This window comes from Azotobacter chroococcum, from assembly GCF_004339665.1.
In the GTDB taxonomy this organism is placed as follows: Bacteria; Pseudomonadota; Gammaproteobacteria; order Pseudomonadales; family Pseudomonadaceae; genus Azotobacter; species Azotobacter chroococcum.
Genome location: NZ_SMMU01000035.1, coordinates 22,509 through 32,068, shown reverse-complemented (window position 1 = coordinate 32,068; position 9,560 = coordinate 22,509). Strand labels below are relative to the sequence as shown.

19 protein-coding genes are annotated in these 9,560 nt (G+C 62.2%); 13 read left to right on the top strand and 6 right to left on the bottom strand.

Annotation, left to right across the window (positions count from 1 at the left end):
* Positions 1 to 91: 91 nt before the first annotated feature.
* The 6 genes from EV691_RS19440 to EV691_RS19415 all read right to left on the bottom strand — a co-directional run bounded on the left by EV691_RS19440 (position 92) and on the right by EV691_RS19415 (position 3,616).
* The gene (locus EV691_RS19440) at positions 92 to 367 is read right to left on the bottom strand and encodes a hypothetical protein (RefSeq protein WP_131299405.1); all 276 of its coding nucleotides are present in this window, start codon (positions 365 to 367) and stop codon (positions 92 to 94) included.
* A complete protein-coding gene (locus EV691_RS19435; protein ID WP_131299408.1) occupies positions 360 to 620 on the bottom strand; it encodes a hypothetical protein in 261 nt (86 codons plus the stop codon). Before EV691_RS19435 ends, EV691_RS19440 begins: the two co-directional genes overlap by 8 nt.
* Positions 620 to 1,036, bottom strand: a complete 417-nt coding sequence (locus EV691_RS19430) for a hypothetical protein (RefSeq protein WP_165901262.1) — start codon at positions 1,034 to 1,036, stop codon at positions 620 to 622. Before EV691_RS19430 ends, EV691_RS19435 begins: the two co-directional genes overlap by 1 nt.
* 639 nt (positions 1,037 to 1,675) lie before the next feature.
* Positions 1,676 to 1,936: a phiTE_015 family protein gene (locus EV691_RS19425; RefSeq protein WP_131299414.1), complete on the bottom strand. Its 261-nt coding sequence runs from the start codon at positions 1,934 to 1,936 to the stop codon at positions 1,676 to 1,678.
* A 43-nt stretch (positions 1,937 to 1,979) separates the two neighbouring features.
* Positions 1,980 to 2,327 (bottom strand): hypothetical protein, encoded by a 348-nt coding sequence (locus EV691_RS19420; RefSeq protein ID WP_131299417.1) that lies wholly within the window; start codon positions 2,325 to 2,327, stop codon positions 1,980 to 1,982.
* 566 nt (positions 2,328 to 2,893) lie between these two features.
* A complete protein-coding gene (locus EV691_RS19415) occupies positions 2,894 to 3,616 on the bottom strand; it encodes a LexA family protein (protein WP_207390226.1) in 723 nt (240 codons plus the stop codon).
* A gap of 67 nt (positions 3,617 to 3,683) precedes the next feature.
* Between EV691_RS19415 and EV691_RS19410 the strand changes: the two genes are divergently transcribed.
* The 13 genes from EV691_RS19410 to EV691_RS19360 all read left to right on the top strand — a co-directional run bounded on the left by EV691_RS19410 (position 3,684) and on the right by EV691_RS19360 (position 9,560).
* Positions 3,684 to 3,905 carry a Cro/Cl family transcriptional regulator gene (locus tag EV691_RS19410; RefSeq protein ID WP_131299420.1) on the top strand — a complete coding sequence of 74 codons (222 nt, stop codon included), beginning with the start codon at positions 3,684 to 3,686 and terminating at the stop codon, positions 3,903 to 3,905.
* A 29-nt stretch (positions 3,906 to 3,934) separates the two neighbouring features.
* Positions 3,935 to 4,138 (top strand): hypothetical protein, encoded by a 204-nt coding sequence (locus tag EV691_RS19405; RefSeq protein ID WP_131299423.1) that lies wholly within the window; start codon positions 3,935 to 3,937, stop codon positions 4,136 to 4,138.
* A 19-nt stretch (positions 4,139 to 4,157) separates the two neighbouring features.
* Positions 4,158 to 4,388 carry a hypothetical protein gene (locus EV691_RS19400; RefSeq protein ID WP_242672583.1) on the top strand — a complete coding sequence of 77 codons (231 nt, stop codon included), beginning with the start codon at positions 4,158 to 4,160 and terminating at the stop codon, positions 4,386 to 4,388.
* Positions 4,389 to 4,465: 77 nt separating this feature from the next.
* Positions 4,466 to 4,843 (top strand): GIY-YIG nuclease family protein, encoded by a 378-nt coding sequence (locus EV691_RS19395; RefSeq protein ID WP_131299429.1) that lies wholly within the window; start codon positions 4,466 to 4,468, stop codon positions 4,841 to 4,843.
* Complete coding sequence (locus EV691_RS19390; protein WP_131299432.1) at positions 4,843 to 5,679, top strand: YdaU family protein; 837 nt, start codon at positions 4,843 to 4,845, stop codon at positions 5,677 to 5,679. Before EV691_RS19395 ends, EV691_RS19390 begins: the two co-directional genes overlap by 1 nt.
* On the top strand, positions 5,666 to 6,457 hold the full coding sequence (locus tag EV691_RS19385) for an ATP-binding protein (protein WP_131299435.1): 792 nt from the start codon (positions 5,666 to 5,668) through the stop codon (positions 6,455 to 6,457). The genes EV691_RS19390 and EV691_RS19385 overlap by 14 nt, the downstream gene beginning before the upstream one ends.
* Positions 6,454 to 7,812, top strand: a complete 1,359-nt coding sequence (locus EV691_RS19380) for a replicative DNA helicase (protein ID WP_131299438.1) — start codon at positions 6,454 to 6,456, stop codon at positions 7,810 to 7,812. The genes EV691_RS19385 and EV691_RS19380 overlap by 4 nt, the downstream gene beginning before the upstream one ends.
* A complete protein-coding gene (locus EV691_RS19375) occupies positions 7,812 to 8,000 on the top strand; it encodes a hypothetical protein (RefSeq protein WP_131299441.1) in 189 nt (62 codons plus the stop codon). The genes EV691_RS19380 and EV691_RS19375 overlap by 1 nt, the downstream gene beginning before the upstream one ends.
* Positions 7,997 to 8,173, top strand: a complete 177-nt coding sequence (locus tag EV691_RS23465; protein ID WP_165496576.1) for a hypothetical protein — start codon at positions 7,997 to 7,999, stop codon at positions 8,171 to 8,173. The genes EV691_RS19375 and EV691_RS23465 overlap by 4 nt, the downstream gene beginning before the upstream one ends.
* On the top strand, positions 8,170 to 8,565 hold the full coding sequence (locus tag EV691_RS19370; RefSeq protein WP_131299444.1) for a hypothetical protein: 396 nt from the start codon (positions 8,170 to 8,172) through the stop codon (positions 8,563 to 8,565). The genes EV691_RS23465 and EV691_RS19370 overlap by 4 nt, the downstream gene beginning before the upstream one ends.
* Positions 8,562 to 8,729, top strand: coding sequence for a hypothetical protein (locus EV691_RS23460; protein ID WP_165496577.1), 168 nt, complete (start codon positions 8,562 to 8,564; stop codon positions 8,727 to 8,729). Before EV691_RS19370 ends, EV691_RS23460 begins: the two co-directional genes overlap by 4 nt.
* Positions 8,722 to 9,159 carry a hypothetical protein gene (locus tag EV691_RS19365; protein ID WP_131299447.1) on the top strand — a complete coding sequence of 146 codons (438 nt, stop codon included), beginning with the start codon at positions 8,722 to 8,724 and terminating at the stop codon, positions 9,157 to 9,159. The genes EV691_RS23460 and EV691_RS19365 overlap by 8 nt, the downstream gene beginning before the upstream one ends.
* Positions 9,156 to 9,560 (top strand): recombination protein NinB, encoded by a 405-nt coding sequence (locus tag EV691_RS19360; RefSeq protein WP_131299450.1) that lies wholly within the window; start codon positions 9,156 to 9,158, stop codon positions 9,558 to 9,560. Before EV691_RS19365 ends, EV691_RS19360 begins: the two co-directional genes overlap by 4 nt.

The window sequence follows — 9,560 nt, the reverse complement described above, 5'->3', positions numbered from 1 at the left end:
TGCTCGATCATCAGGACGATAGTGAGGACGACGCAGACGTCGATCAGGATCAGGCGAGCGATGAAGGCGCGCTTCTTGGCGCGGTAGCTGCTCATGGCTCGCCTCGCGCTTTGGCGATGTGCTTCAGCATCTTGAACACGCCTCGTCCGTTGGTCTTGCCCAGGTCTCTGGCGATCCAGCGTCCGCCGCTCGGCCAGAAGTCGATCAGGTGGCTGCCTGCGTCTACGACCAGGTGGGAGCCGCCATTCTTTGACTCGAAAGGTATTCCGCGCTGGACAAGGATTTCGGTGGAGCTGGCAGTGTTTTTTGCGCGCTTCTCTATGGTCCGCTCCTTGAACCACTCCCATCCTTCGGCCATATCACCCATGCCGAAGCTCCTTGACGATCTGGTGCTGGGTGCCGATGGCGAAGCGGCGGCGGATGCCGGCCAGCCAGCGGCGGAGGCGGGCGGTGCGCAGGCGGGCCAGCGTGACAACCGGATTGCGGGCCTGGTAGAGCAGATGCCAGGCGCCGCCACGCCATTCGATGTGCAGCGGCTCTTCGGTGTGGCCGTCGTTGCGGGCCATGGATTTCGCGCCGCGGATTGTGCCGGCGGCGTAGGCGTCGAATTGGCGTTTCATCAGTAGTCCTCCAGCCAGGCGTGGGCTTTCTCTGCTGCGTCCTGGTGCTTGAGCAGCATCTTTTTGGCAATCTGTCGTGCGAGGTCTTGGTACTCTTGGCCGCCGAACAACAGGCCGCGGGCCAGCGCCCATTCCAGGCTATTTTTCGGGTCGTAGGCGTAGATGTCCGCTGCCGACTCTCCGAAGGTCGTGATGAAATCAGCGGCGGAAACGACGAGACGCGGGCGGGCGGTGATCACAACGTCGCGGCCGAGGATCAGAGCGCTGATGCTTTCGCCGAGCCAGGACTGGCCCTGCTCGGTTTCGATCCAGCTATCTGGCTGGGCCGGCGGCTCCAAGTTGTCCCAGGCGTGCTGGGCGGCGCTGAATGCGCGCTGATCGCGCAGTGCAAGCGATGCCATTCTGGTTTTCTCCATGTCGTGCGCATTGAAAGCCGCCTCGGACGAGGAAGCTTTCTGATGGGCGCGGGAGGGAAGGAAGTGGCCGGTTACGCCGGCCAGGCGACGAATCCCCGGGCGAGGGAAAGGAGCAGCCCGTGATTCGCTGCAGGGGTTTTTGTCACCGGCGCACTGGCCTGCTGATCGCCGTCGGGGATATCCCAGTTGGGCCCGCCCCGCACGGGTGATGTGTCTGTGCCGGGAGCTGCCACCCCGCCCGGCGCGGGTTAAACGCTGACTGCTGGAGTCAGTTGCCCTCAGGGCAGATCAGAGGGTGATGCTGGGGAAGCATCGGGGAGCGAGCTGTCCGGGCCCTGACCTCCGGACTTATCCATTTCTGGTTTCCACGCCATCTACATACGCGGCAGTTCAGCTCGCTCTCCGATACCGCCCCGCAGAGCGGATCGGGCCGATTCACCGGATTACGACGTGTCGGCGCACGTCCTCAACCATCCCCGGCATTAGGGCCGTCTATTCCGGCTGTCAGATGCGAGCGGCATCGGTGGAGTGGTCTGGCCGGAGCCAATCCCGGCACATGAGGGTTTCTTTCCTTCCTCAGCTGGATGGAAGTCGAGCCTTGGCGGGCGCATTCAGACCACTCCCCGATGCCGCCCGGGGCTACTTGGTGCGGATGCCGGCGGCGTTGATTGCCTTTTCGACGTCCTCGACCCAATAGGTTCTGTCGCCACTGTCGAAGCGGTCGAACCACTCGGGTAGCTCCACCACCATCGCGGCGCGGGAGGCCTGCCAGCACTCCCATCGCTGCTCGACAATGAGTAGCGTGTAGGTTCCGAGCAGGTTTTGCCTGCGAACATCCACCGCTGGATACCTATCTCGGTGCCACGCCTCGAAATCCTCGCGCATCTTGTCTTGTTCCATGTCTCTCTCCTGTGGGCGCCCCGTTGCCAGGGCGCCGTTGTGGTCAGTCGCAGCTGCTGGAGCTGCTCGATCCGCAGTCGCTCGACGAGCTGGAGCTGCTGCTGCCGCTATCGCTGCTTCCCCAACTGCTGCTCGAGCAGTGGCTGCTGGATACCGGCTCATGGCTGCGGCGCCGGCAGTCGTCATCGCTGGCGGCGTAGATCGGATTGGCTGGGTTCAGCGGGTGGAGTGGGTTGAGCATCGGGTTATCGCTGCTCGGCTGGCTGCGTGCCGGGCTACTGTGGATGGCCTGCCTTGCGTGCGGCCCGTTGGTTGGCCGGCGCTCCGGCTTGGGCTGCGGCGCTTCCTTCTTCTTGCGCAGGAACAGCGCCCTGAAAAGCTTCTTGAGCATGGGTATTCCTTCTTCGGTTGGTTCCCCGGATGCCCCTGTCGCCAAGGGCATCGAGGAAACTCGCTTTGCGGGGCTACCTTCGTCACCCGCTCCCCAATATTGCCTATGGATTCACTAGGCCCACGCTTTCGGGTGGTACTGCGCCTAGCCGGCTGCCCAGCTATTTCCTCAAGCTGGCTTGGTATTTCTCGCAAACCTCCGCGCCGGTCCCCGGTGGCGGAAGCGTTGCGTCCTTCAGTACCGTCCACAGAACTCAATTGCCGTCTGGCGTCTGTGGATCTCTCGACTTGTTAAAGAGCGTTCCCGGATAACCGGAGGCATCGCTGCCTGTCTCTGCGCTGGGGTGCGTAGAGGGCCTTTTGAGGGCCTCAACTGCTAGTCATTCTCGGTTGTCTAGCCGTCTATGGCTAGAAGATTATGCACGTTTGGTTCGGCGGTCAAGCCGTTTACGGCTAAAAATTTAGATGATGGCTAACTGGCTGTCGGCTAAGCCAAAAACGGAGTGGCGCAGAAATGAAAAAGCCCGCTCAGTGGCGGGCTCTATGTTCTGGTTATTGTTCGGAGGGCTACCGCTTGCGGCGGTCCATCCAGGAGCCTGTTACAACTCCGCAGATGATCGTTCCTTCCGGCACGCGAATTATTCGCTCGGGCCAATCCTCATTGATAGCGATCAAGAATTGCTCGCCATCCGACTCCACTTGGAGTCGCTTGAAGGTGGCACGTCCATCAGGCGTCCTTACCACCACGTCGCTTCCGTGCACCGCGTCAACATCTGGGTCTACCTGGATGATTTCCCCATCCCGATATTCTGGAAACATGCTGTTCCCGCTCACTTTCAGGCAAAACGTTGAATTGCTATGCCTGAATGGCGATTCAAGCCATTCCTCAGCGTCCCCAGGCGCAAGTTGGTCGATTGCCTCGTACAGCATCCCGGCAGCCACCCACGAAATCAGCGGAACAAGTCCGACTCCTCCACTCGTGCCTTCCACGTTTGAGCTTTCACCCGAAAGGCGCCTGATTAGCCCAGGGTCAATCAGATCCGAGGCGGACAGTTTGAAAACCTTTGCCAAGGACTCGACCGTTTCAACCCCTGCATCCGTTTCGTTTCGAAGGACACGGCCAATTGTAGTCTGCCCGACTCCGGAACGTTCGGACAAGCGCGTCTGCGTGCCGAATTCTGCCGATCCAGCCATTAGAAATTTCAGATTGTTAGCCAGCACCTGGCGCGTAGATGTCATTTCGGGCCCCTGGAAACCGAGGAGCCAAGAGTGCCATTTATGGTTAGCCATGTGCGGCTTGCTCTTGTTAGCTCTTTACGGCTATGCTTAGTCATATACTGCTGAGGACCTTAACCACATGAAAGCGACAAAGAAGATCCGCGCAGAGTTTTTTGACCTGCACGGTTATGTGCTTGACCAGCTCGAGAGCAGGAAGGGTTCCTGGCTTGAGATTAGTGAACGTGCTGACGTGCCGTATTTCACGATCAGCAAGATCGCGACTCGGGCAACAGCTGATCCGCGCATCAGCACGATCCAGAAGCTGGCGAACTACTTCACCCAAAACCCAAAGGCCGCTTAGCCAATTCTTACCGAGACAAGGAAACACCTATGTCCTACGACAACCCCTGCCACAAACGCGACATCCCAAGAAAGGTGCGCTTCAGCGCTGTTCTCGACCGGATTCTGTCTCGTGCCGCCAATCGGGCTCACATGCAGCACGCGACATACCTGCACGAAATGATCGAGTGGGCGGTAGAGAACGGAGCTATCGAGGCGCTGAGCAAGGACAACCGCGATTCTAGTGCGGCCTAAAGGCCCTATGGGGGGCCATGTGAGCGGACTGAATTACAACGCTCTCAGCGAGCAGGCACGGAAAAAGATCGAGGCTCTGGCCGAAAGCAATGGCTGGAGCCTCGACGAGACCCTGGAAGCGATCGGTATCGAGTTCGTCGCCATGGGCGGAGTGACCGGCATGAAGAAGGCGAAGGCCGAGCTAGTCCAGCTGGGCGCCAAAAGGGCTCAAGAGAGGGCCTCGAAAGGGCCTGAAGAAGGCAAATCGTAGGCAAAAAAAAGCCGGGTGACGGCCCGGCTTCTTCAACGGCGCCAAGGCGCCATAAACGAACAAGGAAATATTAACCCATGAACTACGGATTTATCTACTGCATCGGCAATGAGTACATGCCGGGGATTTACAAGATCGGCATGACGGAACGCTCACCCATGCAGCGTTGCTGCGAACTCTCCAGCAGTACGTCCGCCCCGTACCCGTTTGACATCCTCTTTTACGTTGAGGTGGAAAACCCGCGCCAGGTAGAGCGCGAGCTTCACGAGGCCTATTACCCGGCCCGGGTCAGCGAGAACCGTGAATTCTTCAAGATGGATCCGCGCCTGATCCTCAATGGTTTCGAGCAGTACGCCGAGTACATAACCATGACCAATCACGGCCGAGGAGTACTTGCCTGCCTGGATTTTGATGACGAGATCGCCAAATGCGACGACCTCAAGGAGGCGCTGTGATGCATTACTTCAAGCGCAACATCGGCGACTACCACAAGAAGGCGGGCCGCCTCTCGATGCTTGAACACGGTGCGTACACGCTCCTGATGGATGCGTGCTATGACCGTGAACGATTCCCAACGGAAAGCGAGGCGCTGGACTGGTGCTGGGCGCGCAGCGATGAGGAAGTAGCGGCAGTCAAGTTCGTGCTGAGCAAGTTCTTTGACCTGGTTGACGGCCGTTACATGCAGCAGCGCATCGCTGACGAGATCGCCGGCTATCACGACAAGTCACAGAAGAACAAGCAGATCGCCATTGAGCGAGAGGCAAACCGCAAGGCGAAGCGTGAACGAGTCGAGCACGAAGCGTGCACGGATGGCCACCTAACCACTAACCAAGAACCACTAACCAATAACCAAGAACCAGAAGAGCAAGATCAAGAGCATGTCGCCGCTGACGCGCCGACCGCTGCTCAGGCTCAGGCCGAGAATGCTGGCGAGCCTGTCCAGCCGAAAGCGCAGCGTGCCAAGCGCCTGCCTGCCGACTGGACGCTGCCGGCTGAGTGGCTGACCTGGGCTCTTGCTGATCGACCGGAGTTCCCCGAGGCCGCGATGGTCCGCGAGGGCGAGAAGTTCGCCGATCACTGGCATGCAGCCTCCGGCAAGAACGCGGCGAAGCTGGACTGGCTCGCCACATGGCGGAACTGGGTGCGCAATGCCCGCCTGCCGCAGAACGTCCGCGCCTTCCCGCAGCCGCAGCAATCCCGCTTCACGAACCTGCCCCCGGTGAACGCCGAGGAGATCCGCGCCCGTACCGCCGAGAACGAACGCCTGGGGGTGCGCCGTGCGAATTTCTAACTTCGGCGCTGCGCCGCGCACCAAGACCCGCGCTGATCGCTGCCCTGTGCATGGTGAGTTCGACCGGACGCTGGTCGAGGCATTCGAGGGAGACAACCGGGTGATCGGCTGCCCGCGCTGCCGGTTCGATGCGATCCACGGCCAGGACGGCGCAGAGCGCACCGAGGCTGTCGAGTCGAAGCGCTGGGAGATCCGGAACGCCGCCCTGTTCGCCACCGGTATTGCACCGCGGTTCCGCCGCTGCTCGTTGGAGAACTACCGCGCGTCGCTGGAGGGCCAGAAGCTCGCCCTGGATACCTGCAGAGCCTACGTCGACCAGTTCGAGGAGAACTTCGCCGCCGGCCGCTGCCTGCTGCTGATGGGCAACTTCGGCACCGGCAAGACCCACCTCGGCTGCTCGATCCTCAAGGCCGTGGTGACCCGCCACTGTGCTTCGGCCCTGTACGTCCCGGCCGCCGACATCATCGCCGCGCTCAAGGCCAGCTTCGGCCGCGATGCCGCGAGCAGCGAGCGCGAGATCTTCGCCGAGCTGGCCGGCGTTGACCTGCTGCTGATCGACGAACTCGGCGCCCAGGGTGGAACAGAGTTCGAACGCCAATCCCTGCACCAGATCATCGACACCCGGTACCGGAACATGCTGCCGACCATCATCACGTCCAACCTGCCGTCGACAGAGCTGGCGGCCTACATCGGCGACCGGGCGCTGGATCGCCTGCGCGAGAACGGCGGCCAGGCCGTGGTTTTCGACTGGGATTCCGCCCGCGGGGGTGACCAATGAGCCGCGCCCTGTTCAGCATCGAGGCCGAGCACGGCGTCCTTGGGGCGATGATGCTCGACGCCGAGAAGATCGACCTTATCGCGGCCAAGCTGACGGCCGGCGACTTCTACGAGCCGGACAACGCCGCCCTGTTCGCCGCCATCATGGACTGCCACGCCGACGGCATGCCGGTGGACGCCGTGACCGTTGGCGTCACGCACCAGTTCCTGCCGAGCGGTGACCGGGTGCTGGCCTATGCCGGCGATATCGCCAAGAACGTGCCGTCGGCAGCCAACTGGGAGGCCTATGCAAACGTCGTGAAGGAGCGTGCCGTGCTTCGCCGGGTGGTTGAGGCGGCCGACTCCATTCGCGAGCTCGTCGGCGAGGACCGGCCTGTGGCCGAGATTATCGCCAGTGCACAGCAGGCGGTTGCCGATCTGCACGACCTGGGCGGCGGCGGGCAGGACTACTGCCACGTCAGCGAGGCACTGCCGGAGGTTATCGACGAGCTCGACGCCAAGTTCCACCGTCGCGTCGACCGCGGGCACAGCACAGGCCTGCCGGATCTGGACGGCATCATCCAAGGCGCTCGCCCGGGCAACATGATCGTGATTGCCGGCCTACCAGGCAGCGGAAAGACGACGCTCGGCCTGCAGATCGCCCAGCACATCGCCACAAGCGGCGCCGGCAAGGGTCTGGTGTTCAGCATGGAGATGTCGAAGAAGGAGCTGATCAACCGCGGCATTTCCTCGCTAGGAAGCGTCCAGCTGAGCCGGATCGACGAAGGTCATTCGCTCGAGGACGGAGACTGGACTGGCATCACCGCCGCGGTGGACAAGCTGCGGAACTCCGGCCTGTACCTGTGCGATGCCCCCGGGCTGACCGCGCCGCGCATCCGCAGCATCGCCCGGCACGCGCAGCGCACCCACGGCCTGGATGTGGTGGTGGTCGACTACATCGGCCTGATTTCCTCCGAAGGCCGCAGCCAGAACCGCACGGTAGAGCTTGGTCGTATCTCCACGGCCATGAAGAACCTGGCCAAGGAGCTGAAGGTGCCGGTCATTGTGCTGGCCCAGCTCAACCGCGACTCGACAAAGCGCCCGGGCAAGCGGCCGGTTCCGCAGGATCTGCGCGACTCCGGCCAGATCGAGGCCGACGCCGACACCGTGATCCTCGTGCACCGCGACAACGACACTGACCAAGGCCAGAACGGGGTAACCGAGCTGATCGTGGGCAAGTGCCGGCACGCCAAGGTCGGCTCCTGCCTAGTCCAGCATCAGGGCCAGTTCTCCCGTTTCGTCAGCTTCGCCGGGCAGCGAGAGGTCAGCCAAGAGGATCTTGAGATGGGCCGCGGCAAGTTCGGGAGGGGCTTCTGATGATCCTCCCAGACCAAGAACAGCAGCGCCGCTGGCGAGCCCTCCGCGACGAGACCAAGCGCAAGCAGGCCGAGTCTCGCCGGCAGCGCGCCGAGCAGATCCGCGCCGAAATCGAATCTTTAGAGGCCCTCAAGGCCGAACACGCCGCCGCCGTAGAGGCGCTGATGAAGAAGGAGGCCAGGGCATGACCCCCGCCCAGATCAAAACCGTATCTGACCTGGCACGCCAGGGCTTCCAGTTCGTGCTGGAGGCCAAGGGAATCGTCCGCATGACTCGCGGCATCGACAAGCGCGTGATCCTGGCAGACGGCTCGATGAAGCGCGGGCACCACAAGTTTGGGCCGAAGGAGGCCAGGGCATGAAAGTCGGCCACGAAATCCCAGTCAACTCGACAGCCGCCCGCGTGATGGGGCGGGGCGAGGTGTACGAGTCTCGAAAGAAGTATTCCGCCATTTGCCAGGACGTGCCGCCGGCCATGCGTAAGCCGACTTCGCAAGAGCTTGGCAGCCAGTCATGGGCTGACCTGAGTGGCTTCCGCTTCGGGCGTTTCACGGTTATCGCTCAAGCCGCAGAGGTCAAGGGGTGGGTGGTCCGCTGCTCCTGCGGCAACTACTCGACCCGCAGCGCCAAGTCGATCCGCAATCCGAACAACTCGACCGACTGCTGCGAGGAGTGCCGGCATCTGCTGTACCTGAAGCGATCCGAAATCTGGCGCAGGACTGGCAAGCACGTTGAGTGGGAGGAGCTGGCATGAACAAGAAACTCAAGGCCCTGTGGCGGGCGCACATCGTCGACGACGAGCCCGTGGAGGTCCGCATCGTGCGGCCGAAGCTCTCCGAGATGTCGTTCTACGTGCTGATCGAGAGCGTCAAGAAAGGCGTAACGCGGGACGAGCTGTGGAGGGCTGAGCGTGGCTGATATCGAGAACCTGAAGCGTCTTGTCAGCGCCTGCAGCATCGAGCGCTGCGCCGACGAGGAAGAGCGCGACCGGAATCTGAACGAGTTCTACTGCGCGGTCGAGCCGGAGGACGTGGCGGCCCTGATCGCCGAGAACGATGCGCTGGAGAAAAATGCCGACTGCCTGGATCGGCTGGTTGTGGCCAATAAGGCGCTGGCGGACTCGTTCCAAGCCGAGCGCGACCGGCTCAAGGCCGAGCTGGAGCGGGTTAGGGCGGATGCGCGGCGCTACCGATTCGTCAGGGAACTGGCTTGGTATGTAGATCAGGCCGCATACGTCTACGACATCGGCAATTCGCGCTCGCCCTGGCCGAGTGAGCGGGCACCGGTCGATGCCGATGATGCCGAGGCCGCCATCGACGCCGCGATGGGCAAGGGTGGTGCTGAATGAGCAGCCCAACCTTCCCGCTCCGCACCGAGATGGACCGCCAGCGGGCTATCCAGATCCTGCAGCGCGTCGACCTCGAGGCCGGCATGGTCTGGAGCCTGCGCGAGGAAGCCAGATCCGACGCCCAGAACAGGCGTATGTGGAGCATGTTGCGCGACATCTCCCGCCAGGTCGACTGGTACGGCCAGAAGCTCAGCGACGAGGACTGGAAGCACATCTTCAGCGCCTCAGTGCAGAAGCAGCGCGCCGTGCCCGGCCTAGACGGCGGCTTCGTTGTCCTGGGCGTCTCGACCCGCAAGCAGAGCAAGAAGTGGTTCAGCGACATGTTCGAGGTGATGGAGGCCTTCGCCGCTGAGCGCGGAGCGAGGTTCACCACTGCCGACCGCTGGGGGATCGCGGCATGA

Bases quoted from the DNA above. Each gene is read 5' to 3' on its own strand.
- EV691_RS19440 (WP_131299405.1), bottom strand. From the start codon at position 367: ATGGGTGATATGGCCGAAGGATGGGAGTGGTTCAAGGAGCGGACCATA.
- EV691_RS19435 (WP_131299408.1), bottom strand. From the start codon at position 620: ATGAAACGCCAATTCGACGCCTACGCCGCCGGCACAATCCGCGGCGCG.
- EV691_RS19430 (WP_165901262.1), bottom strand. From the start codon at position 1,036: ATGGAGAAAACCAGAATGGCATCGCTTGCACTGCGCGATCAGCGCGCA.
- EV691_RS19425 (WP_131299414.1), bottom strand. From the start codon at position 1,936: ATGGAACAAGACAAGATGCGCGAGGATTTCGAGGCGTGGCACCGAGAT.
- EV691_RS19420 (WP_131299417.1), bottom strand. From the start codon at position 2,327: ATGCTCAAGAAGCTTTTCAGGGCGCTGTTCCTGCGCAAGAAGAAGGAA.
- EV691_RS19415 (WP_207390226.1), bottom strand. From the start codon at position 3,616: ATGGCTAACCATAAATGGCACTCTTGGCTCCTCGGTTTCCAGGGGCCC.
- EV691_RS19410 (WP_131299420.1), top strand. From the start codon at position 3,684: ATGAAAGCGACAAAGAAGATCCGCGCAGAGTTTTTTGACCTGCACGGT.
- EV691_RS19405 (WP_131299423.1), top strand. From the start codon at position 3,935: ATGTCCTACGACAACCCCTGCCACAAACGCGACATCCCAAGAAAGGTG.
- EV691_RS19395 (WP_131299429.1), top strand. From the start codon at position 4,466: ATGAACTACGGATTTATCTACTGCATCGGCAATGAGTACATGCCGGGG.
- EV691_RS19390 (WP_131299432.1), top strand. From the start codon at position 4,843: ATGCATTACTTCAAGCGCAACATCGGCGACTACCACAAGAAGGCGGGC.
- EV691_RS19380 (WP_131299438.1), top strand. From the start codon at position 6,454: ATGAGCCGCGCCCTGTTCAGCATCGAGGCCGAGCACGGCGTCCTTGGG.
- EV691_RS19375 (WP_131299441.1), top strand. From the start codon at position 7,812: ATGATCCTCCCAGACCAAGAACAGCAGCGCCGCTGGCGAGCCCTCCGC.
- EV691_RS23465 (WP_165496576.1), top strand. From the start codon at position 7,997: ATGACCCCCGCCCAGATCAAAACCGTATCTGACCTGGCACGCCAGGGC.
- EV691_RS19370 (WP_131299444.1), top strand. From the start codon at position 8,170: ATGAAAGTCGGCCACGAAATCCCAGTCAACTCGACAGCCGCCCGCGTG.
- EV691_RS23460 (WP_165496577.1), top strand. From the start codon at position 8,562: ATGAACAAGAAACTCAAGGCCCTGTGGCGGGCGCACATCGTCGACGAC.
- EV691_RS19360 (WP_131299450.1), top strand. From the start codon at position 9,156: ATGAGCAGCCCAACCTTCCCGCTCCGCACCGAGATGGACCGCCAGCGG.